Genomic DNA, 385 nt, shown 5'->3' with positions numbered 1-385 from the left:
TCTACGACCCGGTATCGCACCGCATCACCATCGCCAACGCCGGTCATCCCCCGCCCGTCCTGCTCCACCTGGGCGGCCGTGCCGAGGTGCTGCGCGTGCCCGCCGGTGCCCCGATCGGGGTCGGCGGTGTCGACTTCGATGCGGTGGAGCTAGACGCGCCTGTCGGCGCGACCCTGCTGCTGTACACCGACGGCCTGGTCGAGTCCCGGCTGCGGGACGTGTGGACCGGCATCGAGCAGCTGCGGGAGAAGCTCACCGCGGTCGCGCAGCTCACCGGACCAGACCAGCCGCCACCACTGGAAGCGCTGTGCGACGAGGTGCTCGACATGCTCGGCCGTGGCGACCGGGACGACGACATCGCGCTGCTCGCCGCCCGCTTCGACGG

At 71.9% G+C, this 385-nt stretch carries 1 protein-coding gene; it reads left to right on the top strand.

The window, feature by feature from the left end; translation table 11 throughout:
• Positions 1–385 (top strand): PP2C family protein-serine/threonine phosphatase (locus GTY47_RS04925; RefSeq protein ID WP_010039226.1); only part of this gene is annotated, 385 nt, incomplete at both ends.

It is taken from the genome of Streptomyces sp. SID5464, from assembly GCF_009862985.1.
In the GTDB taxonomy this organism is placed as follows: domain Bacteria; phylum Actinomycetota; class Actinomycetes; order Streptomycetales; family Streptomycetaceae; genus Streptomyces; species Streptomyces chartreusis_D.
Note: the sequence above shows the minus strand (reverse complement) of the source record. Positions and strands in the feature narration are given on the sequence as shown.